22 protein-coding genes are annotated in these 24,177 nt (G+C 27.6%); 20 read left to right on the plus strand and 2 right to left on the minus strand.

All coding sequences use genetic code 11. The annotated features are described in order from the left end of the window. The first annotated feature begins 3 nt into the window (after positions 1 to 3). From ASUIS_RS06720 to ASUIS_RS06815, 20 genes are all read left to right on the plus strand, one after another. Positions 4 to 1,605 (plus strand): flagellar hook-associated protein FlgK, encoded by a 1,602-nt coding sequence (locus ASUIS_RS06720; RefSeq protein ID WP_118887654.1) that lies wholly within the window; start codon positions 4 to 6, stop codon positions 1,603 to 1,605. An 11-nt stretch (positions 1,606 to 1,616) separates the two neighbouring features. Continuing rightward, positions 1,617 to 2,951 (plus strand): flagellar filament capping protein FliD, encoded by a 1,335-nt coding sequence (fliD, locus tag ASUIS_RS06725; RefSeq protein WP_118886297.1) that lies wholly within the window; start codon positions 1,617 to 1,619, stop codon positions 2,949 to 2,951. 56 nt (positions 2,952 to 3,007) lie between these two features. Continuing rightward, positions 3,008 to 3,880 carry a CREC-EF hand family protein gene (locus tag ASUIS_RS06730; protein ID WP_118886298.1) on the plus strand — a complete coding sequence of 291 codons (873 nt, stop codon included), beginning with the start codon at positions 3,008 to 3,010 and terminating at the stop codon, positions 3,878 to 3,880. A gap of 185 nt (positions 3,881 to 4,065) precedes the next feature. Next, on the plus strand, positions 4,066 to 4,608 hold the full coding sequence (gene hpf / locus ASUIS_RS06735; RefSeq protein ID WP_118886299.1) for a ribosome hibernation-promoting factor, HPF/YfiA family: 543 nt from the start codon (positions 4,066 to 4,068) through the stop codon (positions 4,606 to 4,608). An 86-nt stretch (positions 4,609 to 4,694) separates the two neighbouring features. Continuing rightward, positions 4,695 to 6,179, plus strand: a complete 1,485-nt coding sequence (gene der, locus ASUIS_RS06740) for a ribosome biogenesis GTPase Der (RefSeq protein WP_118886300.1) — start codon at positions 4,695 to 4,697, stop codon at positions 6,177 to 6,179. Positions 6,180 to 6,201: 22 nt separating this feature from the next. Beyond that, entirely contained in the window at positions 6,202 to 7,776 is a 1,575-nt protein-coding gene (locus ASUIS_RS06745) for a SulP family inorganic anion transporter (protein ID WP_118886301.1), read from the plus strand. Further along, entirely contained in the window at positions 7,769 to 8,401 is a 633-nt protein-coding gene (locus ASUIS_RS06750; RefSeq protein WP_118886302.1) for a uroporphyrinogen-III synthase, read from the plus strand. Before ASUIS_RS06745 ends, ASUIS_RS06750 begins: the two co-directional genes overlap by 8 nt. 234 nt (positions 8,402 to 8,635) lie before the next feature. Further along, positions 8,636 to 9,901: a phosphoribosylamine--glycine ligase gene (purD, locus tag ASUIS_RS06755; RefSeq protein WP_118886303.1), complete on the plus strand. Its 1,266-nt coding sequence runs from the start codon at positions 8,636 to 8,638 to the stop codon at positions 9,899 to 9,901. 6 nt (positions 9,902 to 9,907) lie between these two features. Beyond that, positions 9,908 to 10,339 carry an RDD family protein gene (locus ASUIS_RS06760; RefSeq protein WP_118886304.1) on the plus strand — a complete coding sequence of 144 codons (432 nt, stop codon included), beginning with the start codon at positions 9,908 to 9,910 and terminating at the stop codon, positions 10,337 to 10,339. Next, positions 10,332 to 12,461, plus strand: coding sequence for an LPS-assembly protein LptD (locus ASUIS_RS06765; protein WP_118886305.1), 2,130 nt, complete (start codon positions 10,332 to 10,334; stop codon positions 12,459 to 12,461). The genes ASUIS_RS06760 and ASUIS_RS06765 overlap by 8 nt, the downstream gene beginning before the upstream one ends. Next, positions 12,458 to 13,108: a phosphoribosyltransferase gene (locus tag ASUIS_RS06770; RefSeq protein ID WP_118886306.1), complete on the plus strand. Its 651-nt coding sequence runs from the start codon at positions 12,458 to 12,460 to the stop codon at positions 13,106 to 13,108. Before ASUIS_RS06765 ends, ASUIS_RS06770 begins: the two co-directional genes overlap by 4 nt. Before the next feature lie 5 nt (positions 13,109 to 13,113). Further along, the gene (locus ASUIS_RS06775; protein ID WP_118886307.1) at positions 13,114 to 15,288 is read left to right on the plus strand and encodes a polyribonucleotide nucleotidyltransferase; all 2,175 of its coding nucleotides are present in this window, start codon (positions 13,114 to 13,116) and stop codon (positions 15,286 to 15,288) included. A 182-nt stretch (positions 15,289 to 15,470) separates the two neighbouring features. Continuing rightward, on the plus strand, positions 15,471 to 15,839 hold the full coding sequence (locus ASUIS_RS06780; protein WP_014474229.1) for a response regulator: 369 nt from the start codon (positions 15,471 to 15,473) through the stop codon (positions 15,837 to 15,839). Positions 15,840 to 15,853: 14 nt separating this feature from the next. Next, the gene (locus ASUIS_RS06785; RefSeq protein WP_118886308.1) at positions 15,854 to 17,938 is read left to right on the plus strand and encodes a chemotaxis protein CheA; all 2,085 of its coding nucleotides are present in this window, start codon (positions 15,854 to 15,856) and stop codon (positions 17,936 to 17,938) included. Positions 17,939 to 17,941: 3 nt separating this feature from the next. Then, positions 17,942 to 18,787, plus strand: coding sequence for a CheR family methyltransferase (locus ASUIS_RS06790; protein ID WP_118886309.1), 846 nt, complete (start codon positions 17,942 to 17,944; stop codon positions 18,785 to 18,787). Continuing rightward, the gene (locus ASUIS_RS06795) at positions 18,784 to 19,461 is read left to right on the plus strand and encodes a chemotaxis protein CheD (RefSeq protein ID WP_118886310.1); all 678 of its coding nucleotides are present in this window, start codon (positions 18,784 to 18,786) and stop codon (positions 19,459 to 19,461) included. Before ASUIS_RS06790 ends, ASUIS_RS06795 begins: the two co-directional genes overlap by 4 nt. 23 nt (positions 19,462 to 19,484) lie before the next feature. Further along, on the plus strand, positions 19,485 to 20,558 hold the full coding sequence (locus ASUIS_RS06800) for a protein-glutamate methylesterase/protein-glutamine glutaminase (RefSeq protein ID WP_118886311.1): 1,074 nt from the start codon (positions 19,485 to 19,487) through the stop codon (positions 20,556 to 20,558). A 70-nt stretch (positions 20,559 to 20,628) separates the two neighbouring features. After that, on the plus strand, positions 20,629 to 21,783 hold the full coding sequence (locus tag ASUIS_RS06805) for an MFS transporter (RefSeq protein WP_118886312.1): 1,155 nt from the start codon (positions 20,629 to 20,631) through the stop codon (positions 21,781 to 21,783). A gap of 105 nt (positions 21,784 to 21,888) precedes the next feature. Next, positions 21,889 to 22,941, plus strand: a complete 1,053-nt coding sequence (locus ASUIS_RS06810; protein WP_118886313.1) for a tyrosine-type recombinase/integrase — start codon at positions 21,889 to 21,891, stop codon at positions 22,939 to 22,941. A gap of 69 nt (positions 22,942 to 23,010) precedes the next feature. Further along, a complete protein-coding gene (locus ASUIS_RS06815; protein ID WP_118886314.1) occupies positions 23,011 to 23,364 on the plus strand; it encodes a sirohydrochlorin chelatase in 354 nt (117 codons plus the stop codon). Between the two features lie 9 nt (positions 23,365 to 23,373). On the opposite strand, the gene ASUIS_RS06820 is transcribed toward ASUIS_RS06815, so the two are convergent. Together ASUIS_RS06820 and ASUIS_RS06825 are read right to left on the minus strand one after the other, a co-directional pair. Next, positions 23,374 to 23,643, minus strand: a complete 270-nt coding sequence (locus ASUIS_RS06820; RefSeq protein ID WP_118886315.1) for a hypothetical protein — start codon at positions 23,641 to 23,643, stop codon at positions 23,374 to 23,376. Positions 23,644 to 23,652: 9 nt separating this feature from the next. Next, entirely contained in the window at positions 23,653 to 24,147 is a 495-nt protein-coding gene (locus tag ASUIS_RS06825; RefSeq protein ID WP_118886316.1) for a hypothetical protein, read from the minus strand. Between the last annotated feature and the right edge of the window lie 30 nt (positions 24,148 to 24,177).

A 24,177-nucleotide genomic window follows, 5' to 3' on the forward strand; every position in this document is an offset into this window, starting at 1 on the left:
ATTATGATTAACTCATTATATACGGCAAAAAGTGGTCTTAGTGCCTCAAAATATTCAGTTGATGTTACATCAAATAATATTGCAAATGAAAATACAACAGGTTATGTAAAAAGAACGGTTAATACTTCTGAATTACCAGAACTAGAAAATGATATAGGAAATGGAGTATCTTTTGATGGGGTTACTAGAAATACAAATGTTTATTTATATGATAAATTAGTTTCTCAAAATAGTTTATCCTCTTATTATGAACAAGAAGATTCTATTTTAAGTAATCTTGAAATTATGTTTAGTGAAACTGAAACTAGTGGATTATCAACAACTTTAAGTACTTTTTTTAACTCTGTAGAATCTTTAAGAGCAGATTCAACTAATTTAATTTATCAAAATGATTTAGCAACTCAAGCTCAATCTTTAGTTGATGGTTTACAAACATTAAATGATGAATTAAATGATTCTCTTGATACTACAACACAAAAATTAGAAGATCAAGTTGATACTGTAAATAATATTTTAGAACAAATTGTTTATTTAAATAAACAAATAGTTGAAAGTAATACCGATTCAAATGATTTATTAGATAAAAGAGATGCTCTAGAAAAAGAGTTGTCAAATTATGTGGATATTGAAATAGATAGAACTAGTGATACTTATAATCTAAAAATTGCAGGAGTTAATGTAATTTTTAATAATACAAATCTTCACGAAGTAAGTATTAGTGAAAATAATATTGCTCAAAAAGATATTTATAATTCAAGTGATTTGGATGATAGTAATTTTAGTGATGGAGATGAAATATCAATAGTATTAAATGGTACAACAACACTAACTTTAAGTGCAAGTGTTAGTGGAACTGATGAAAATGAATTGAAAAATCAGATTATAAATGAGATAAATACAAACTCAAAATTCTCTGATTATACAGCTTATTTAGATTCTAGTAAAAATTTAGTAATAAAATCAAATATAGAAGGAGAAGAGGGTGAATTTTATATTTCTATTTCCGTAGCCACAAATGAAATATCAAAAAATGCCAATTCTGTTGAAGCTCAAAATAATGTTTCTCTGGCTGTTTATAATAATAAATTATCACTAAGTGGAGGTTCATTAAAAGCAATTACTCAAGAACTTACTAGTTCAACTTCAAGTATATATTCATATAAGAATAGCTTAGATGCATTTGCAAAAGCATTAGTTGATACAGTTAATTCAAGTAGTCAAACACCCTTATTTAAAGGTTCTAGTGTAGATACTTTGAGTTTTGAAAAAGATAATATTACTTCACTTACAAGTGAAGATTTAGAAAATCTGGCGAAAATACAATGGGACAAAGGTTTAACTATTGGGACAACTTCTAATACTTCATTTAGTGAGTTTTATCAAAATTTATTAGTAAAAGTATCTTCAAATGTTGAAAATAATAATTTTAAATTGGAATCTCAAAATGCAATAGTAAATTCACTAGAAAGCGCTTATAACAATTTAACAAAAGTAGATTCTGATGAAGAGATGATAAATCTTCTTCAATATCAAGCAGCATACGAAGCAAATGCAAAAGTAATTACAGCAGTAGATGAAATGTTGCAAACTTTATTAGCTATGTAAAGGAGAAAAAAATGGCAGAGGGAATATTAGGACTTGGAAGTTCAGGAAGTGTTGATTTAAGCTCAGAATTATTAACAAAACTTAAAACAGCAGAAAGTACTTCTATTTTAGATCCAATAACAGCAGAAAAAGAAGATACTCAAGCTGAAATAGATGCTTTAGACAAAATTGAAACTATGGTTTCAGAATTTTTAGATTTAGTAAAAGATTTAGATTTATTTACAAGTAAAACAAATATTTTTAATCAAATAAGTGCATCAACAACAGGATCTTCAGCTTCTTTTGATGCAACAGATTCTTCAAATCTAAATCCAGGAACAATAACAGTGAATGTTACTCAGTTAGCACAAAAAGATGTTTATCAATCAAATAACATATCAGATAAAACTGCCACTTTGGATAGTGGAACAATAAGTATAACAGTAGGAGAAGAGACCTATGACTTTTCAACTGATGGTAAAACTTATGAAACTTTAGTTTCAGAAATGAGTAATTATCCAGATTTAGATGTTTCCTTGGAACAAGTAGGTGATAGTAGTTATAGAATGATTGTAAAAAGTAGTGGAAGTGGAACATCAAATGCTATAACTATTTCACAAACAGGAGTTGATTTAGGATTAGAAGAATCAAATCATGTTTTAACTGCTCAAAATATGAAAGCAACAGTTGATGGAATAGATTATGATTTATCTTCAAATAAATTAACTATGCAAAGTGGTTTAATAATTAAAATGGTTGATGAAGGAACTTCTTCTATAACAATGGAAAGAGATGATGCTTCAATCGTAGAATCAATAACAAGTATTGCAGATAAATATAATGATTTAGTTGATTTAGTAAATTCTTATATTTTAGGTGATGAAGAGAATCCAGCTGTAATTTCAGATTCAAGTACACTTAAAAGTATGATGAATTCTATAAAAGATATTTTATTTGATAGTTATGGTTTAAACAATGAAGAAAATCTATTTAAGTATGGAATTTCTTTTGATAGTGATGGTTATATGCAAGTCAATGAAACAGAATTATCAACAGCATTAACTGATAATTATGATGATTTAAAAGAGTTATTTGTAGGATATGCAGAAAAAGAAGGAATTGGTACAAGACTTAAATCTTATTTAGATTCTCTTGATAATTTATTAGATGGATTATTAACAACTTATGATGACAAATTAAGTACAAGATTATCAACTTTGACAAGTGATTATGAAACAGCATCAGAAAAATTGGATGAAAAATATGAACAAATGGCTTCTCAATTTGCTTCATATACAGTATTAATTACACAAATGGAAAATGATTTTGCTTCTTTACAATCAATTATTGATAGTGAAAATTCTTAAAATCGTTACCCATTGTTTACTTTTAAATTATATGATTCAAAAAAAAAGGAGTTATTATGACAATTTCTTCGTATAGTTCTATGGGTATGATGTTACCTGTAAGTAATATTTCAAAAGACATCATTAGTAAAAGTGATACGAATTCTGATTCATCTTTGAGTATTGAAGAGTTAGGAATAGATGAAGATCAATTTTCTGCTTTAGATTCAAATAGTGATAGTTTAGTTACTCAAGATGAAATTGCAAGTGCAATAGATAGTAAATTAGCATCTTTTGATGGAGAAATGCCATCAAAAGAAGAGTTCTCAAGTTTACTTTCAGATTTAGGACTTGAAATGCCTGAACCTCCTACATCAAAACAAAGTAGTGCTTCTGGTGATGATTTTAGTTCTTTAATAATGTCACAATATGATTCAGATGGAGATTCACTACTTAGCTCAAGTGAAGTTTCAGTATTAAGTGATGAAGAATTTTCAGCTTTAGATACGGATACGGATGGTTCAATATCAGCTGAAGAATTAAGTGGTGCTTATGAACAAGTTGCAAGTGCTAGTGGAGCAACGCAATCTGCACCACCATCAGGTGGAGGAGGCGGTGGAGCTTCTTCAAGTGAAGAAGAATATGATGAGTTAGATACAAATGAAGATGGTATTGTTTCTCAAGAAGAAAAAAATGCAGCTCTTGGAATATCAACAAATAGTGAAACTTCATCAACTGCCACAGCATCTAATGATGAGACAAAAAATACTTTAAAATTATTACTTGATACTATTAAACTAAATAGCAAAAATAGTTCAGAAGAGTTAAATTTAAGTAGTTTCCAAAATATTATGAAAATGATGAATAATCAAAGTAATAATAATGAATTAAATACTTACGTATCAAATTTATCAACATCTACTACTGCTTCTAAATTTAGTTATGCGTAATTGCATAACTAAATTTTTATAAAATAAAATATATCAACGAAACCAATAATATTTTAATCCAAAATCAACTTATAATTCTATATATTCGATTATTACTATGTTTTACAAGTATAATTTTTTTTGATAAGTATATTATTTAACGATTTTTATGATAGAATAAATAAATTATATATAAGGAGTATGTTATGAATACAGGTATTGTAGGAAGACACATAGATTTAACAGATTCAATTAAAGATTACATTAATAGCTCAGTAGAAGTATTTAAAAAATATAACTTAGACATTATTTCTGTGAATGCAATTATAGCTCAAGATGAAAAACATGGTAAAAAAGCTTTTTCTTTTGAATTTACTTTAAACATTGCGCACTTAGATACAATTGTTGTAAAACAAAAAGATAAAGATTTATATGCCGCTATTGATATAGCTGTTGATAGAGTATCAAAAGTTTTAAGAAGACATCATGATAAAATTGCAGCTCATAAAGCTACAAAATTAACTGAGGTTGTTGCAACTGAGATTCAAGACCAAATTGCACTTGAATTAGAAAAATTTGAAGATGAAATCACTCCAGTAAGATTAACATCATATAAACCAATGGATATTGAAGAAGCGTTAGAAGAATTAAAAGCATCTGATGCACAATTCAAAGTATTCTATGACAAAGATGATGTTATGAGAGTTCTTTACAAAAGTTCAATCCAAGGTAAATTTGGATTATATTAAAAAAAGCTTTTGTTAGTGAAAAGGTATTAGCATAAATGGCTAATACCTTTTTTAGTTTATGATAAAAAATAGGATTAAAAAAATTTATGGATAAAACGTTAAAAAAAATTGCTCTAATTGGGCAACCAAATGTAGGAAAATCTTCATTATTTAATAGAATTGCAAATAAAAGAATTGCAATTGTATCTGATATGGCTGGAACTACAAGAGATATTAGAAAACATGAAATAGAAATATTAGATAGAAAAGCATTAATGCTTGATACTGGTGGTATCGATGAAACTAATGATGCTATATTTTCAAATGTAAAAAGAAAAGCTATTGAGACGGCAAAAGAGGCTGATATAATACTTTTTATGGTTGATGGTAAAAACATACCAGATGATAAGGATAAAGAATTATTTTATGAGCTTCAAAGATTAGGAAAAGAATTAGCTTTAGTTGTAAATAAAATTGATAATGATAAAGAATTAGAAAGACTTTGGGAGTTTTTTGAGTTTGGAATAGGGGAAGAAAATCTTTTTGGAGTTTCAGTTTCACATAATAGGGGAACTAAAAATCTATTTGACTGGATTTATCAACACCTTCCAGTTAATCTTGAAACTGTAGCTCTTGAAGAAGCAGAAGCTTTAAAAAAAGAAAAAGAAGCAAATTTTGATTTTGATGATGAAGAAGATTTTTCAAGTGAAGAAAACAATGATTTTGAATCAGTTTTACCTGAAGATATGCCAGATGAAGAGCTAATAGACAATAATATTAAAGTAGCAATCATTGGAAAAGTAAATGTAGGAAAATCTTCTATTTTAAATGCCATTGTTGGTGCTGAAAGATCAGTGGTTTCTCCAATTGCAGGAACTACAATTGACCCTGTTGATGAATCTTTTGAATATCAAGATAAAAATGTAACATTTGTTGATACAGCAGGTTTAAGAAGAAGAGGAAGTATTGAGGGAATTGAAAAATTTGCCTTAATGAGAACAAAAGAGATGTTAGAAAAAGCAAATATGGCTTTAGTTATATTAGACGCTTCAAAAGAACTTTCTGATTTAGATGAAAAAATTGCAGGACTTGTTGATGAATATGGACTTGCAACTATTATTGTTCTAAATAAATGGGATGAAAATATGGAAACATTCCAAAAAATGGAAGAAGAAATTAGAAGAAGATTTAGATTTTTATCTTATGCTCCAATTATTGCAGTTTCTGCAAAAACAGGAAGAAGCATTGAAAGATTAAAAGATAAAATTATAGAAATCTTCAATAACTATACTCAAAGAATTCCTACTTCAAAATTACATAGAGTAATTGAAGAAGCAGTAAGTAGACATTCACTTCCAAGTCCAAATGGTGCATATTTAAGAATTTATTATACAACTCAATTCGATATAAAACCACCAAGAATTGCATTAGTTATGAATAAACCAAATCTTTTACACTTTACATATAAAAGATATTTAATAAATTATTTAAGAGATAATTTCAATTTTGAAGGAACACCTATTCACGTAATTGCACGTGGAAAACATGACAAAATGGGTGATGAAGAATATTTAGAAAGAGATACTAAATAAGCTAAAATTTTAGGAGTATTCCTTGCATAGAGTAAAAAATGATATATTCGCTGGTGTAACAGCAGCCGTTGTTGCTCTTCCTTTAGCTTTAGCTTTTGGAGTTGCAAGTGGCGCTGGTGCAATTGCTGGTTTATATGGTGCTATTATATTAGGTTTTTTTGCTGCTTTTTTTGGAGGGACTCCTACTCAAATTTCAGGACCAACTGGTCCTATGACAGTTATTGTTGCAGCTACAGTTGCAACATTTCCAAATGATTTATCAACAGTTATGACGGTAATTTTTTTAGCTGGTCTAATGCAAATTTCTTTTGGAATTGTAGGAATTGGTAAATGGATTAAATATATTCCATATCCGGTAATTTCAGGTTTTATGTGTGGTATTGGAGTTATTATTATAATTCTTCAAATAAATCCTTTTTTAGGTGTTGAAGGATATGGTTCGATAGTTAAAACTCTTACTTCTTTAATTGATACTTTTCAAAAAGTAAATTATGAAGCATTAATAATTGCAACTGTAACCTTAGCTATTATGTTTTTAACACCTAAAAAAATCTCAAAAATAGTTCCATCAGCTTTAATAGCTTTAGTTACAGTAACTTATTTTTCTCTTTTTATGGGCTTTCAAATAGATACTATTGGTGAAATTCCAATGGGATTACCTGCTTTTGTTTTACCAATTTCATTTGATATATTAAAATTAAATACTATGTTGATGTTATCTATAACATTAGCTCTTTTAGCCTCTATTGATTCCTTATTAACTTCCTTAGTAGCTGATTCAATGACTAAAACAAAACATGACCCTAAAAAAGAGTTAATAGGTCAAGGTATTGGAAATACTATTTGTTCATTTTTTGGAGCAATTCCAGGAGCAGGGGCAACAATGAGAACTGTAATAAATATAAATAGTGGAGCAACTACAAAATTATCTGGTATGACTCATTCTTTTACTCTTTTAGTTATTGTTCTATTTTTGGCTCCACTTGCATCAAAAATTCCACTTGCTGTGTTATCTGGGATTTTGATAAAAGTAGGTTTTGATATTTTAGATTATAAATTTTTGAAAATTTTAAATAAAATAACAAAACAAGATTTACTTATCATGGTAACAGTATTTTTACTTACTGTTTTTGTAGATTTAATTATGGCAGTTGGTGTTGGAATTACAATTTCTTCGATAATTGCTGTTTATCAAGTTTCAAGAGCTACACAAATAAAAATAGCTCGTTCAAAAGTCTCTTTTGATATTGATATAGAAAATCATGATGTTGAGATTATTAAAATAAATGGTTCTTTATTTTTTGGAACAGCATCTCATTTAGATGAAAGATTAGAAAAAATTAAAGATACAAAAAAAGTAATCTTAGATTGTAAAAATGTATCATTTTTAGATATTTCTGCAATATTTATTCTTGAAGAAATTATTGAAAAATTTAGAACAAAAGATTTAGAAATAATTTTAGTTTTAAAATATAGACATAAAAGAAAAGTTTTGGCAGTTGACACAACAAATTTATTTAAAAGTATTAAAATTTTTCATACTTTAGATGATGCAATAAATTACACTCAAAAATATGAATTGGTAACAAATGGCTAAAATCTATCTTTTAAGTAATCAAAAATATCAAAATGTGGAAAATTTAGAAGTTTTTCACATTGAATATATTAAATCAAATATAGATTTATCTTTTTACGATGCTTTGATTTTTACTTCAAAAAATGCAGTTTATTCTTTAGACTCTTTTAATAAAGATTGGAAAGAAATTGATTCATATGTGATAGCTCCTAAAACTTCACAAGTTATTGAAAGTTTGGGTGGAAAAGTTGTTTTTACAGGTATTACTTCCCATGGAAACGAATTTGCAGAAGAATTGATAGAATTATTAAAAGATAAAAAAGTACTTTATATAAAAGCTTTAAAAACAGTATCAAATCTGGTTGGCATTCTAAAAGAAAATGAAATTTTAATAGATGAATTAATAGCGTATAAAACTTCTTGTAAGAAAACAAATATAATCTTAGAAGATAGTTCAGTTTTTATTTTTACTTCACCTTCAAGTGTTGAATGTTTCTTTAAACAGCATATTTGGAAAGATTCATATAAAGCAATTGTTATTGGAAAAACTACTGCAAAATTTTTACCAAAAGAAGTTGATTATATAATTAGTTCAGAAACTTCAATTGATGAATGTATAAATCTAGCTCGGCAAACTTTACTTTAAACTCAATTTTAAACATCTTTAGATAAAATAAGATAATCTAAGTAGTTCGGGATTTCCATTGTTGTGGGTCCGATAATTTATTTTTGTACATGGTTGTAGGTCTGTATGGTGTGTAGCAATTCAATGCGTTTTTGCTCCTAAAATACGCTTCTTATGTACGTTCGTGGCTTTTTAGGGCCATTTTGATGGTTAACGACTACTCGGGTTTTTTAAATTATTATACAAGGAATTATCGTGAATATATTGATACTTGGTAATGGCGGTAGAGAATTCTCTATTGGATTAGCAATATACAAAGAAAATGCTCATAATCTATTTTTTATGCCAGGAAATGGTGCAACTGACAGATTAGGAACAAATATAAATATTAAAGATTATAATCAATTAGCTCTTTGGGCAAAAGATAATTCTATTGATTTAACAATTGTAGGACCAGAAGCTCCATTAGTAGATGGTGTTGTTGATATATTTAAAGAAAATAATTTAACTATTTTTGGACCAAGTGCAGCAGCAGCTCAACTTGAGGGTTCAAAAGTTTATATGAAAAATATATTAAAAAAATATAACATACCAACAGCAGCGTTTATAGAGACTTCAAATGAAAAAGAAGCTCATGATTTTATCGATACTATGAATTTACCAATTGTTGTAAAAGCAGATGGTTTATGTGCCGGAAAAGGTGTAATTATTGCTCAATCTAAAGATGAAGCAAAAATAGCAGCTTCTGATATGCTTTCAGGTGCTTCATTTGGAGATGCTGGAACTTCTATTGTTGTGGAAGAGTATTTAGATGGATATGAATTATCTGTTTTTGCTATTTGTGATGGTGAAAACTATAAAATATTACCAGCAGCTCAAGACCATAAAAGAATAGGGGATGGGGATACTGGACCAAATACAGGAGGAATGGGTGCTTATGCTCCAACACCACTTGTAAATGATGATATTTATAGAAAATTAGAAGAAAGAGTAATTAAACCAACTTTAAAAGGTATGCAACAAGAAGGAGCACCATACGAAGGTGTTTTATTCATTGGTGTTATGGTAGTACGTGGTGAGCCAATAATTTTAGAATATAATGTAAGATTTGGTGATCCTGAATGTGAAATTTTAATGCCATTATTAGAAACTCCTGTTTCTGAACTGTTTTATAAAGGTGCAACAAAACAACTAGATAAATTAGATATTAAAATCAAAAATGAATTTAGTGTTGGTGTTGTAATGGCAAGTGAAAATTATCCTTATGGTTCAAGTATCCCTGCTGAAATAATTGTAGATAAAATTGTAGATGCTGATTTACTCGGAAATTCTCACATTTCTTATGCTGGTGTTGAAAAAATTGATGATAAATTAATGGCAACAGGTGGAAGAGTATTAGTTTGTGTTGGATTTGGGAAAAGTATAAAAGAAGCAAGAGATAGAGCATATGCTTTATGTGGACAAGTACATTTTGCTGGTAAAAAATGTAGAACAGATATTGCTTATCAAGCTTTAAAGTAATAATATATGCAAAATAATAATCTTCAACTAGCTTCAATGCGTTCTCGAGCATTGGCTTATGTAATTGATGATTTTTTGGTAACTATAATTATTATTATGATTTTTTGGCAAAGTATATCTGCTCTTAGCGATGATATGGATGCGATGATGTTTTTTATGAAAACAGAATTGGTAACACCTCTAATTATATTAAAAGTTCTTTATCATACTTTTTTTGTTTGGTATTATGGTGCAACAGTTGGTAAAATAGTTGCAAAAATAAGAATTATTGATGCTAATTCGTGGGGAAAAGTTTCTATGTTTTCATCTTTTTTAAGATCTTTTGGAAGAATTTTTTCTGAAATGTTTTTTTATATTGGTTTTTTAGTTGGTTTTTTTAATGATGGACGAAAAACCTTTCATGATTTTGTGGGTAAAACGTTGGTTGTAAATGCGTAAAAGAATAATATCTACATTACTTATTACTTCAAGTTTAATTTATGCTCAAGAGTTAAAAAATGAAAAGTTTCAGTTAGTTGCTAAAAATGTTGATGCTGTTGAAAATATAATTACAGCAAGTGGTGATGTTGTAATTTATTCACCAACTTATTATTTGAGTGCGAATAAAGTTATTTATAATAAAGAAAATGAAACTTTTGAACTTTTTGATAATGTTTTGGTAATCAAAGATAATAACATTCAAACACAAAGTGATTATGCTTTTATTGATTTGAAAAAAGATTCTTCAAATCAAAATCCAATGTTTTTACAAGAACAAAATAATAAAATTTGGATAAATTCAAAAACTTCAAATAAAGAAAAAGAAGAGATACAACTTGATAGTTCTATTATTTCATCATGTGATTGTTTAGATCCAGTTTGGAGTATCAGAGCATCAAGTGCAGATTATGATACAGAAGCCAAATGGATAAATGCTTATAATCCACGAATTTATGTAAAAGATGTTCCTGTATTTTATAGTCCTTATTTAGGTTTTCCAACTGATACGACAAGAAGAACTGGACTTTTACTTCCAACTCTTGGATATTCAGGGGATGAAGGATTATTTTATTCTCAACCTATTTATTTTGCACCTGCACATAATTATGATATTGAATTAATACCTCAAATTAGAACTCAAAGAGGCTACGGAGCATATACATATTATAGATATGCAGATTCTCCGGATTCTTTATTAGAGATGAAAACAGGTATATTTAAAGAAAATAAAGATTATTATTTAGAAAGTGGTCTAGAAAATCAAGAACATTATGGTTTTGATTTAGATTATCAAAGAAGAAGTATTTTTGCCCAAAATGGTTCTCAAGATGGATTATTTACTTCACTTACTTATTTTAATGATATAGAATATATTACTATAGAAAATAATGATGAATTAACTTCTACAGATAGAAAAGTTGAATCTAAAATTAATTATTTTTATGATACTTCTGATTATTATACGGGTGTTTATGGTAGATACTATATTGATGGTTCAAAAAGATCAAATAATGAAACTCTACAAGAATTACCTCAAGTGCAATTTCACTCTTATAACAAAGAACTTATTGATAATTTAATTTATTCTTTAGATACTAAAGCTGTAAATTATACAAGAGATGATGGCTTAACGGCAAATGTATATGAAGTAAGTTTACCTTTGAGTTATAGTAAATACTTATTAGATGATTATGTATATGCTTTTATTGAAAATAAAACAATTATCGATAAGTATGATTATGATAATTTTACTAATCCAGAATATGAAGATGGAACTTTAGTTCAAAATAGAACTTCTGTGGGAATAGGAAGTGATTTAATAAAACCTTATGAAGATTATTTACATACTCTTAATTTAAAAGCAGAATATATTGTTCCCAAAAATCTAGATGAGCAGGGTGATTTATATAAAATCACTACTGAAGAAAATTCTATAAAAGAGAATGAACTTAAAGCTTTTCCAATTAATCAAGAAGAAAAAAATATTAAATTATCAGCAAACCAATCTTTATATGATAATGGTAGTTTAAAACAATTGATTAATCATAAAATTTCACAATCAATTTTATATGATGCATTAAATGAACCCAAATTAGAAGACTTAGAAAATTATCTTAAATTTTATCATGAATATGGATCTATTAGTGGGAAAGCTGTTTATAATGTAGAAGACCAACAATTTGTTGAAAATAATGCAGATACAAATTTTGTTTATAAAGATTTATCTTTGACTCTTGGTTATTATAAATCAAAAGATACAGATAATATTTTTAATGATAGAGAAGATTTAGAATCTTACCGGGTTATAACTTCATATAAACTAGCAAGAGATTATAAAGTTTCTTTTTATGAAAATTATAACTTACAAGATAATATTAGAAGTAAACAAGGGATTAGTTTTAATATAGATGATAGTTGTTGGAATATAGACTTAAGATATGAAAATGAAGTTGTACCTTCTTCTCGTATAAATGATGAATCATATGTAGCGATAGATCAAAAAATTGTATTTATCAATATTATGTTAAAACCATTAGGTGGAATTAAACAGAAATATAAAATGGAAGATAAAAATCAATGAATCCAGACAGAATATATTTTAAAAACAGAGAAGTTGCAGCGTATAGATTGTTAGATGTTTTACCAATTGATAGTATGAGATTAGAAGATTGGACAGTAATATCAAGTTCATATGGTGGATTTGAGATTGCAAAAATAGTAGCTAAAGCACTTAACAGTAAATATGATATGATGTTTTCAGAAAAAATTTATGCTCCAAATAATGAGGATTGTGAAATAGCAGTTGTAACAGAGCATGAAGAAGTATTAATCCATGAAGAGTTAATAAAAGCATTTGATATTAGTTTAGATTATGTTTATTCAAAATCTAAAAAAGTCTATGAAGAATCTATTATTAACACTGTTAATAAGTTTAGACATGGGGAAAAGATTCAAGAGTTTGAAAACAAAAATGTATTAATTGTTGATGAAGGAATTAATACAGGTTTAACAATGATGGCTTGTATAAAAACAGCCATTAATTTAAAAGCTAAGTCTATTTCAGTAGCGACTCCAATTTTACCAACAGCTAGTATTCCCACTATAGAATCAATTGCAGATGATTTATATTTTATTAAAAAATTAGATCATTTTGTAGAAATTGATTTTTATTATGATAGTTTAGATGATGTTAGTTTTGAAGATATAGAGAAAATAAATAAAGGATAAAAAGTATGTCAACAGTTTGTGAATTTGAATTAAATGGAAAACAAGAGGTTTTTGAATTTGGAAAAGTAGCTAAACAAGCTAATGGTTCAGTATTAGCAAAAATAGGAAATGCAGTTGTTTTAGCTACAGTAGTAAGTGAATTTGATAATCCTGTAAGTGAAGATTTTACTCCATTAACTGTTCAATATATAGAAAAAACTTATGCAGCAGCAAAATTACCTGGTGGATTTATAAAAAGAGAAGGGAAACCTAGTGATTTTGAAACATTAACATCAAGAGTAATTGATAGAAGTTTAAGACCACTTTTCCCTAAAGGTTATGTTTATCCTACGACTATCACAGTTATGGTTTTAAGTGCTGATAAAAATGTTGATTTACAAGCTCTTGCGTTAAATGCTGCAAATGCTGCTTTATATACTTCAAATCTTCCTATTAAAAAATCTGTTTGTGGTGTAAGAGTTGGAAGAATTGAGAACAATTATGTTATTAATCCAACACCTGAGCAAATGTCTAATTCAACTTTAGATTTATATGTTGCTGGTTCAAAAGATGAATTATTAATGATAGAAATGAAAACTATCTCTTCAAGTGAAATGGTTGAAGTTGATATTGAAGCATTTACTAAAATTCATAATGCAAATGAAATGAATGAAGATACTTTAGTTGAAGCTATCGCTTTTGCTCAAGAGGCATTAAAAGAAGCAAATTTAACTTATGAAAAAGGTTTTGAAACTTCAGTAAAAGAAAAAGTAGAAGTTGAATTAGTTCAATTTACAATTGAAGAATCAGTTATAAACTATGTTCGAGATACTTTTTCAAATGAAATAAGAGAAGCTATCAAAAAACTTGCAAAAAGTGAAAGAGCAACTCAATTAAAAGATGTTGCAAAAATGATTTCTAAAAATGATTATTGTACTACAAATGAATTAACATTTTCAACAATTTATGAAGCAGTTTCAGTTGTAAAAAGAGAAATTGTAAGAAATATGATTGTAAATGACAAAATTAGAGCTGATGGAAGAGGTCTTAAAGATGTAAGACCTATTTCTATTGAAACAAATATTTTACCATCTGCTCACTCTTCTTGTTTATTTACACGAGGTGAAACACAAGCTTTAGTGGTTGGAACAATTGCAGGAGCAAAAGATGGTCAAATGTATGAAGTTTTAACTGATAAATCAACTTCAGTTGATAGATTTATGGTTCATTATAATTTTCCAGGTTTCTCTGTTGGAGAAGCAAAACCAATGTTTGGAGTTGGAAGACGAGAACTTGGGCATGGAAATTTAGCTAAAAAAGCACTTGAATCAACAATTGATGATGATTACAATGAAACAGTAAGAATTGTTTCTGAAATACTTGAATCAAATGGTTCTTCATCAATGGCAACTGTTTGTGGAGGTTCATTAGCACTAAAAGCAGCTGGTGTTCCTATTTCAAATTTAGTAGCAGGTGTTGCTATGGGAATGGTTGTAGAAGGAAATAATTATTCAGTTTTAACTGATATTATGGGACTTGAAGACCATGATGGAGATATGGATTTTAAAGTAGCTGGTACAACAAAAGGTATTACTGCTTTACAAATGGACATAAAACTTGGTGGTATTGAATTAAGCGTTTTAAAAGAAGCTTTACTTCAAGCGAAAGAGGGAAGAAAGCATATTTTAGTTTTAATGGAAGAAGCAGCAACTGAAATTGTGGCAAGTAGTGCATTGCCTTTAGTTGAACAATTTGCAATTGATCCTAGTAAAATAATGGTAATTATTGGAAAAGCAGGGGCAACAATAAAAGAAATTATTGAGAAATTTACAGTTTCAATAGATTTAGATAGAGATAGTGGAACTGTAAAAGTAAGTGGTGGAAATAAACAAAATGTTTTAGATGCTTGTGAACATATTAAAACTATTTCAAATAATGCACCTGCAAGAAAAGATTCTCCTAAAAATATTGATTTTGAGAAATTATATGCTATTGATGAAGTTGTACTTGGAAAAGTTGAAAGAGTTGTTGATTTCGGTGCATTTATTTTATTACCAAAAGGTGGAGAAGGTCTTTTACATATTTCAAAAATCTCTAAAGAGAGAGTAAAAAATGTATCGGATATTTTATCAGTTGGTCAAGAAATCGAAGTAAAAGTTCTAAAAGTTACAAAAGATAGAATTGAGTTATCTTCAAATTAATATCATAATTTTTTCTAATGTAAAGATAAACTAATCTTTACATTAGTTCTTCTGTTTAATCACTATTTTCCCTATATTATCTCTAAACTTACAAATTTTTTATTCACTCTAACCCTAAATTAATATTTCTTACGTTAGTATAGTAAAAATAATTTTTTTAAGAAAACTTAAGGGGTTTTAATATGGCTAAGCTTTTAATAGTGGATGATTCTACAATGCTAAGAGATATGCTGAACTATGCACTAAATGAAGGTGGATATACAGATGTAACTGAAGCTGTTGATGGTGTAGATGGTTTAGCAAAAGCTAAGGCTGCTGATTTTGATTTAATAATTACCGATGTAAATATGCCAAATATGGATGGATTAACACTAATAGGTGAATTAAGAAAAATATCACAATATTCTAAAAAACCAATTTTAGTACTTACTACTGAAAGAAGTGATGAAATGAAAGCAAAGGGTAAAGCTGCAGGTGCTACAGGATGGATTGTAAAGCCATTTGTACCAGATCAATTGCTAAAAGCAGTTAATATAGTTTTAAGTAGATAAATAAAGGAGTTTTCATGTCGTTTGATATTTCTAAATATAGAGAAATGTTTCTTGAAGAGGCGGAAGAGCTCTTTGAATCAGCAGATAATGTTTTATTAGTAGCAGAAAATAATGGTTCATTGACAGATGAAGAAATGGGTCAACTTTTTAGAGATGTTCATACTCTAAAAGGAAGTGGAGCATCTGTTGAATTAGCATTATTTGCTGAATTCACTCATGATGTTGAAAATTTAATGGATAAATTAAGAAATCATAAAATTGAGTTTATTCCTGAAATGGCTGAAACACTTATTGATGGACTTGATGTTATGAAAGAAATTTTAGACCTTGAAGTATCTAATAAGTTAGATAGAGAAACATTTACAAAAATGACTACTTCATTATTGGAAGAAATTAGAGCTTATTCTAATGGAACTGTTGTAAAAAAGGCTGAAGTTGAAGTTGTAAAACCAGTTGAAATTCCAAAAGTTGTAGAAACTAAAAAAGAGATTCCAGAAGTTTCAGATAGTGATCATTTTGGTTTTTTTGATGATGATTTAAATGAACAAAGAGATAGTAAAAATAAAGCTTATGGAATATTTGCTGATGATGAAATAGATGAAGTTCATAAAAATTATGGTTTTTATGATGAAGAATTAGAAGCTATTTCTGATAATACTAAAGATAGTGATTTCAAAATTGAAGATAAAGAAAATTTTGGATTTTTTGATGAAATGCCAGAAATTAGTCCAACTTCTGTAATGGAAACTAATGATATTAAAGAAGAAAAAGCTGTAATAAAAGCAGAAGTTGAATCTATTAGAGAAAATGTAGCACCTCAAAGAAAACAAAGACAAAAAGAAGAAGAAGATACTGGTGATTCTTCAAAAAAATCTGTTTCAAATAACAATAATAGTATTAGAGTTAATCTTGATAAAATTGATTTATTGATGAATAATGTTGGTGATTTGGTTATTACAAATGCAATGCTTACTCAGTTTTCATCAACTATTGAAGAAACAAAAACTAGAAATTCTGTTTTAGAAAGATTAGAATTACTTGAGAGACATATTAGAGATATGCAAGATTCGATTATGAGTATTAGAATGGTTCCTATGGATTCTATTTATTCTAAATTTCCAAAAGTTGTAAGAGATATATCTAAAAAACTTGGTAAAAAAGTTGAATTTAAACATTATGGAGATAATGTTGAAATAGATAAAGCAATGATTGAAGGATTAACAGATCCATTAATGCATATTATTAGAAATTCTTTAGATCATGGTATTGAAACGCCAGCTGAAAGAGAGCTTACAGGTAAACCTGAAGTTGGTTCTATTAGTATCTCTGCTGAACAAGCTAATGGACAAATGATAATTACTATTGAAGATGATGGAAAAGGTATTAATTCTGAGAAAGTAGCTCAAAAAGCACTTGAACAAGGTCAAATTGATGAAAATCAATTTAATACTATGAGTGAAAATGAAAAAGCATTATTAATTTTTGGCGCAGGAGTTTCAACAGCAGATCAAATTACTGATATTTCAGGTCGAGGTGTTGGAATGGATGTTGTTAAAACAAATATTCACAAACTTGGTGGTGCAATTAAACTTGATACTCATATTGGTGAGGGTACAACTATTACAATTATGTTACCACTTACACTTGCTATTTTAGATGGTTTAGATATTAAAGTTGGAAATCAAAAATATATTTTACCTCTAAGTTCAATAGTTGAATCATTACAACCAACTTCTGAAATGATTAAAAAGATTGGTGATGGTACACAAGATTTATTAATGTTAAGAGAAGAATTTATTCCAGTTGTTAAATTACATCAATTATTTGGTCTTGAAAAAAGTTTTGAAAAACTTGAAGAAGGTATGTTAATAGTTGTAAAATCTGGTAATACTAAAGTTGCAATATCAATTGATGAATTCTTAAATCAACATCAAGTTGTTGTAAAACCTCTAGATAAAAATTTCAGAAGTGTCCAAGGAATTGGAGCTGCAACGGTTAGAGGTGATGGAAGTATTGGTTTAATTTTGGATGTAGTTGGAATTATTAATGCTCAAATAAAAGTTGAGAGAGATATGAGCGTAGCTAAAAAAGCGTCTTAATATATGAAATATACGACTCAAGATGTACATAATAAGGTAAAAAAGCTTCTTTATTCTCTAACAGGAATTACTCTTTCTGAGAATAAAGATATTATGATTTCAAATAGAATTGATAAATTAAAAAGAAATTGTGGTTTTTCTGGTGATATCATGGAGCTTCTAAACTCTATTGAACAAGGAAATAGTGTAACTGAATTTATTAATTCTTTTACAACAAATAAAACACATTTTTTTAGAGAAGATTTTCATTTTATTGATTTAAAAGATAGGGTTTTACCTATGTTTGCGGCTAGTGGAGAAAAAATAAATATGTATTGTTCTGCTTCTTCAACAGGAGAAGAACCTTACTCTATGGCAATGACTGTACTAAAAGCAAGAGAAGATTTAAACAAAAGTATTAATGCTTCAATAATAGCTACAGATATTGATACAAATGTTTTACAATATGCAGCAAATGGAATTTATAGATATTCAAAATCTTCAAAAGAATTTCCAGAGTGGATAAAACCACAAAAATATTTTAAACGAAGAGTTCAGAAAAATCTTGCTGGTGAAGAAGTTTTAATAAAAGTTAATGATGATTTAAAAAAAATGATTGCTTTTCAAGTAATGAATTTAAATGATAATTTATATCCTTTTTCTAAAAATCAATTTGATGTAATTTTTTGTAGAAATGTTTTAATATATTTTTCGGTTGAAGATCAAAATGAAATTTTAAAAAAATTGTTTAAACATCTTAAAATTGGTGGGACTCTTTATCTTGGACATTCTGAAAATCCACAAGATTTAGTTAATTATGTTAAAAGAGTAGGTCAAAATATTTTTCTAAAAGAAAAGGAAATCCTATGATTGTAATAGGTCATAAAGATGGAAGTATTGAAAAAACTTCAGCTGTAAGATTTACACAGAAAACTAAAGGTTTCCCAACTCATACAGTAATTGGTGGTGAATTTGCAGTTGGTAATGATGCTGAACAAATAGCTTTTAAAACATTGTTAGGTTCATGTGTAGCTATTATGTTTTACGATAAAGTTACAAAAATAAAAGGTATGAATCATTTTTTATTACCAAAAACTAATAATACAAATGATGATATGAAATATGGACTATATTCAGTTGAAGCTATGCTAAATGAAATGTATAAATTAGGGTGTAGCAAAGGAAATATGATTGCAAAAATATCAGGTGGTGCTGATATTATGCAAATAAATTTATCTTCTCAATCTATTGGATTTAGAAATGTAGAATTTGCTAAAGATTTTTGTAAATCAGAAGGCTTTAAATTAATTAGTGAACATACTCGTGGAGAGCATGGGAGATTGATTTTATTAGCTAATGAATTTGAAACATTTATAAAAGTTACACAAAAATCTGAAACAGATAGTAAAATTTTATCTGAAGAGAAATTTTTACAACAAGAAATTACGAAAGCACCAGTTATCAAAGAATATGCTGGAGCAGTTGAATTATTTGGTATTCATAGTAAAGAAGCTGAACCAGAAATGGAAATAGAACTTTTCTAAAATAAAGTAGGGTGGTAAATTAAGTGTATACTGTTTTAGTTATAGATGATTCGCCATCAATGCGAAGAATTATAAAAGATATGATAAATTCTATTGATGAATTTGAAGTTGTTTGTGTAGCAACTGATGCATATGATGCAAGAGAAAAAATTAAAGAATATGAACCAGACTTAGTAACGATTGATATTAATATGCCAAAAATGGATGGAGTTACTTTTTTAAGAAATTTAATGAGGCTTCATCCAATGCCTGCTGTTGTAATTTCAGGTGAGGGTGTTAGAGGAAATGATATTTTTGATGATGGAGCTGTTGGATTTATTCCAAAACCAGATACTGGTGAAAGCATGCAATCTTTTCAAGAAAGAATAAAAGATACACTATTAAATTTAACATTTCTTTTAAAAAGATACACATTAAAAAAACCTGTTGCGACAAAAAAAGATTTAAAATTAAATTCTCCAATAGAATATAAAGTACATCCAGATGAAGTGATTCCATTAAGAGCTGCTAAATTTGCTGGAATGAAATTAATAGCAATTGGTTCTTCGACAGGCGGAGTTGAATCTTTACTCAGAGTTTTCAAAAGATTACCTGGAGATTTACCTCCAATTTTAATTACACAACATATCCCTTATGGGTTTTCAAACTCATTTGCTCATAGATTAAATGATAATTCTGAAGTAGAAGTTTGTGAAGCAAAAGATGGTATGATTTTAGAAAAAGGGCATGGTTATTTAGCTCCTGGAAATATGCATTTGACTATTGAAAAATATGGAAATGAATATAGAACAAAACTTTTAGATACAAAAAAAGTAAGTCAACATAAACCAAGTGTTGATGTTTTGTTTAGATCTGTTAATAATACAGTTGGAGGTGCTGCTATGGCAGTAATGATGACTGGTATGGGAGATGATGGAACAATTGCTATGAAAGAATTATTTGATAATGGTGCATATACCATAGCACAAAATGAAGCAAGTTGTGTTGTTTTTGGAATGCCTATGAAAGCGATTGCAGCAGGAGCTGTAAAAGATATTGTCCATTTAGATGAAATTGCTGATTATATTATTGATTTCTCAAAAGGAAAAATTAAATAAAAATGCATATTAAATTAGAAAATTATGCAGAAAAAAATATTTTTATTTCTGTGAGAAATTAAAAATATTTATGGAAAAGAGAAATACAAAAATTAAAATTCTAAGTTTAATTAGTTTTGCACATTTTGCGAATGATACAATGCAATCGCTGATGATTGCTGTTTATCCTATGCTAAAAAATGATTTTTCGCTTACTTTTACTCAAATTGGTTTAATTACTTTTGTTTATCAACTTTCAGCATCAATTTTACAACCTTTAGTTGGGCTTTTTACTGATAAATATCATAAACCATATTCTATTCTATTTTCTATGTTTTGTACTTTTCTAGGATTAACTTTTTTAGCTTTTGCAACAAATTATTATCTCATACTAGCATCAGCCACAATGATAGGAATAGGTTCTTCAATATTTCATCCAGAAGCTTCAAGAATTGCCAGAATGGCAGCTTTTGGTGAAAAATATGGATTAGCACAATCAATTTTCCAAATAGGAGGAAACTTTGGAAGTGCTATTGGTCCACTAATAGCAGTTTGGTTAGTTTTACCTAATGGACAACATAGTATTTTTTATATTTCAATTCTTGCATTAATATCTATTCCTATTTTATTTTATGTTGGTTCATGGTATAAAAATTATCATGCAAGTATTAAAAATAAAACTACAATCATAAAACAAAATTTTTCAAAACAAAAAATAAGTTTTATTTTAGGGATTTTACTTATTTTAATGTTTTCTAAATTTTTATATATGTCAAGTATAAGTAATTATTTGATGTTTTATTTAATTCATCAATATAACATAAGTGCAGAATTAGCTCAATATCATCTATTTTATTTTTTAATTTCAGTAGCATTAGGAACTATATTTGGAGGACCACTAGGAGATAAGTTTGGTAGAAAAGCTATTATTTTTGCTTCGATTTTTGGAATAGTGCCTTTTACATTGGCTTTACCTTATATAGATATTTATTTATCTACAATATTCTTATCAATTATAGGATTTATGTTAGCTTCGGCTTTTCCTGCTATTGTAGTATATGCTCAAGAACTTATTCCTGGAAAAGTAGGGACTATTTCAGGATTATTTTTTGGTATAGCTTTTGGGTTAGCTGGAATTGGTGCTGCAGTTTTAGGATACTTTATAGATATTTATGGAGTAGTTTCTATTTATAAAATATGTTCATTTTTACCATTACTTGGTTTATTTGCCATTTTATTGCCTTAATGTTAAAGAGAGAGATAAATTCAATTTAGTTTGAAAATTATAGTTTTCAATACTAATTAATATATATTTTGATAGAATAGCCTAAATCACTTAAATGGATAATATATGAGATATGAATTAGATTTTAATAATACTTTTGAAAAAACTCTTCTTTTTTGGATTGAAAGATTTATAAGAAATAAATTAACAACTCTTTCAAATAGACAAGTTAATGATAAACAAATGTTAGCAACGATAATTCAATCATTAGTAAAAGGAACAAAATCTATAGATGAATTAAGTATTATCGTAAAAGAAGCTAGAAATATAGGTTTAGCTGGCATTAATACATATTTTAATCCCCTATTTAAATTATACAATTTTACGCTTAATTTAGGACTTGCATCTATGAAAGAAATAGATGAAGAGTTATTAAGTGATTTTTTAGCCAGCGAAACAAGTGCTTTATCTGATGCTTCAAAGAAAAATCATAGAATTGCTTTATTAGCACTGTTTTCTTATATAGATAAACAAAATGAAAATGAAGATGGAACTTCGTATTTATTTAAAATAGAGTTAAAAAATTGGGGTGGATTAAGTGGTAAAAGTGGAACAAAACTACCCTCTTTTATGAATAAGTCTGAAATTGATAAGTTTTTAAATGCTATTGATACTTTTGAATTTACGGATAATATTGCTTATAGAAATAGACTTATTTTAAAAATCATTATTTATACAGGTGTTAGAGTAAGTGAAATATTAAACCTTAAAATGAAGGATATCTTTAAAGAAGATAATGTTTATTTACTTCAAATAAAAGGAAAAGGAAATAAACCAAGAGTTGTAATGATAAAAAGTTCTATTATTGAAAATGATTTAAAATATTGGTTAGATATGAGAATTTGTAATAGTGATTTATTAGTTTGTAACCAAAAAGGTGAAAGATTAACACAAGCTTATGTTAGTAGAATTGTAGAAAATATTTTAATAAGTGCAGGAATTAGAAAAGAAAAAAATGGTGCACATATGTTAAGACATAGCTTTGCAACTTTACTTTATGCAAAACACCATGATTTGATTTTAGTTCAAGAAGCTTTAGGACATGCTGATATAAATACTTCTAGGATTTATACACATTTTGATAAAGATAGATTATATAAAACGACTGAAATTTTTTAGAACTTTATTGAAATAAATTGTAAAAAATAAAGAAAAATTGTAGAATAAAACAAAAGGAGATATTATAAAATGGAAGCTTTAATAATTATAGCTCACGGGAGCAAAGTTAAAAGTTCAAATGATGAAATTGTTGATATTGTTTCGAAAATAAAAAACAGTGTGGATAATGAATTATTAGTTTTTCATGCTTTTTTAGAACTTACTGAACCATCGGTTTTTGTAGCAATAAATAAAGCCATTGCTAACAATTGTAAAAAAATAAAATTATTTCCATACTTTTTAGCAGCAGGAAAACATGTTCAAGAAGATATTCCTTGTGAAATTAAGAAATTTAAGAAATTATACCCTGAAATAGAATTTATTCTTTTACCTCATATTGGTAAATGTAATGGTATAGAAAATATGATAATATCAAACCTGTAAAAAATTTAACTACCAAAAAGATTGAGTAATCTCTTCGGTAGTGGAATTTAACTCCAAATATATATTTTTGCTATAGTCTATGTATAAGCTATAATCCCCTATAAAAATAGACTCCTCAATATCTCTTTTGTTAAAATATAGTTCATCATCACTTGTAAGACTTGATAAATAATATTCAACTAAAGAAGGAGCCATATTATCTATAGCACTATGTAATAATTCAAAGTTTTTAACTCCAAATATATTAAATAAAGAGTCTTTATTTACTTGGGTAATCATAAATACTATTTAGTGATTAAAGCCATTTAATAAAGAAGCCATTCTATTTAAATCAATTTTATTGCTATTACTCTCTTCTTTAGGTTCTTCTTTTTTCAAATTATCTAATAAACTACTTGGACTTGAAGGATTACTTGTGTTACTAAAAATATCATCCTTCTTTTCTTCTAGTTTTTCTTTTGAAGCTTCAGGTGTAACTGTATTAGTAGTAGGTGTAGAAGAAGTTACATTTGAATTTGTATTACTTGAAGATTTTTTATTTAAAATACTTTCAATTTTACCTAACATTGTACTTATATTTGATTTATCTTTTTGAGTATGATCTTTAAACTCATCAACATTTTTCTCTAAATCTTCTTTTGCTGATTCTAATTCAAGCACTTCATCTTCTAATTCATTTATTCTAGCTTTTAAACCAGTATTTTCTTCTTGAAGTTCTTCATATGCCTTAATTAGAGTACTTAAAGCTTCATTTAATTTTAAAATTGTTTCTGCGTTTGTCATGTTATTAAATCCTTGTTGGTATAATTATTA

Source organism: Arcobacter suis CECT 7833 (assembly GCF_003544815.1).
Classification (GTDB): Bacteria; Campylobacterota; Campylobacteria; order Campylobacterales; family Arcobacteraceae; genus Aliarcobacter; species Aliarcobacter suis.

What these genes read in the sequence shown, in the direction of transcription:
- fliD (WP_118886297.1), top strand. Translation starts at nt 1,617, where the DNA reads ATGGCAGAGGGAATATTAGGACTTGGAAGTTCAGGAAGTGTTGATTTA.
- ASUIS_RS06825 (WP_118886316.1), bottom strand. Translation starts at nt 24,147, where the DNA reads ATGACAAACGCAGAAACAATTTTAAAATTAAATGAAGCTTTAAGTACT.
- ASUIS_RS06820 (WP_118886315.1), bottom strand. Translation starts at nt 23,643, where the DNA reads ATGATTACCCAAGTAAATAAAGACTCTTTATTTAATATATTTGGAGTT.
- der (WP_118886300.1), top strand. Translation starts at nt 4,695, where the DNA reads ATGGATAAAACGTTAAAAAAAATTGCTCTAATTGGGCAACCAAATGTA.
- ASUIS_RS06765 (WP_118886305.1), top strand. Translation starts at nt 10,332, where the DNA reads ATGCGTAAAAGAATAATATCTACATTACTTATTACTTCAAGTTTAATT.
- ASUIS_RS06815 (WP_118886314.1), top strand. Translation starts at nt 23,011, where the DNA reads ATGGAAGCTTTAATAATTATAGCTCACGGGAGCAAAGTTAAAAGTTCA.
- ASUIS_RS06750 (WP_118886302.1), top strand. Translation starts at nt 7,769, where the DNA reads ATGGCTAAAATCTATCTTTTAAGTAATCAAAAATATCAAAATGTGGAA.
- ASUIS_RS06795 (WP_118886310.1), top strand. Translation starts at nt 18,784, where the DNA reads ATGATTGTAATAGGTCATAAAGATGGAAGTATTGAAAAAACTTCAGCT.
- ASUIS_RS06785 (WP_118886308.1), top strand. Translation starts at nt 15,854, where the DNA reads ATGTCGTTTGATATTTCTAAATATAGAGAAATGTTTCTTGAAGAGGCG.
- ASUIS_RS06770 (WP_118886306.1), top strand. Translation starts at nt 12,458, where the DNA reads ATGAATCCAGACAGAATATATTTTAAAAACAGAGAAGTTGCAGCGTAT.
- ASUIS_RS06760 (WP_118886304.1), top strand. Translation starts at nt 9,908, where the DNA reads ATGCAAAATAATAATCTTCAACTAGCTTCAATGCGTTCTCGAGCATTG.
- ASUIS_RS06730 (WP_118886298.1), top strand. Translation starts at nt 3,008, where the DNA reads ATGACAATTTCTTCGTATAGTTCTATGGGTATGATGTTACCTGTAAGT.
- ASUIS_RS06805 (WP_118886312.1), top strand. Translation starts at nt 20,629, where the DNA reads ATGGAAAAGAGAAATACAAAAATTAAAATTCTAAGTTTAATTAGTTTT.
- hpf (WP_118886299.1), top strand. Translation starts at nt 4,066, where the DNA reads ATGAATACAGGTATTGTAGGAAGACACATAGATTTAACAGATTCAATT.
- ASUIS_RS06790 (WP_118886309.1), top strand. Translation starts at nt 17,942, where the DNA reads ATGAAATATACGACTCAAGATGTACATAATAAGGTAAAAAAGCTTCTT.
- ASUIS_RS06775 (WP_118886307.1), top strand. Translation starts at nt 13,114, where the DNA reads ATGTCAACAGTTTGTGAATTTGAATTAAATGGAAAACAAGAGGTTTTT.
- ASUIS_RS06780 (WP_014474229.1), top strand. Translation starts at nt 15,471, where the DNA reads ATGGCTAAGCTTTTAATAGTGGATGATTCTACAATGCTAAGAGATATG.
- ASUIS_RS06720 (WP_118887654.1), top strand. Translation starts at nt 4, where the DNA reads ATGATTAACTCATTATATACGGCAAAAAGTGGTCTTAGTGCCTCAAAA.
- ASUIS_RS06810 (WP_118886313.1), top strand. Translation starts at nt 21,889, where the DNA reads ATGAGATATGAATTAGATTTTAATAATACTTTTGAAAAAACTCTTCTT.